We start from the raw sequence: 223 nt of genomic DNA, 5'->3' as shown, positions 1-223 counted from the left end.
TATGGCGTCCAGACCCGCGGCCCTGCGTCCGCCGTGGGTGGTGACACCGAAGCCGGAGGGCTGGCCCGGCTCGCGCCGGGCGTCCAGGGAGAGGACCAGCACCTGGTTGCCGAAGCGGTGCGCGATCTCGTCGATCGCTGCCGGGCGCTCGATGGCGCCGGTGTTGATACCGATCTTGTCCGCACCGCTGCGCAGCAGCCGGTCGACGTCCTCGACACCGCGA

At 71.7% G+C, this 223-nt stretch carries 1 protein-coding gene; it reads right to left on the bottom strand.

The window, feature by feature from the left end:
- The coding region (locus BN358_RS24370; protein WP_255346907.1) for a HisA/HisF-related TIM barrel protein at positions 1 to 223 on the bottom strand (223 nt) is incomplete at both ends.

The sequence above is a fragment of the Sedimentibacter sp. B4 genome, assembly GCF_000309315.1.
GTDB lineage: Bacteria > Bacillota > Clostridia > Tissierellales > Sedimentibacteraceae > Sedimentibacter > Sedimentibacter saalensis.
This window is presented reverse-complemented; position numbering and strand designations above follow the sequence as displayed.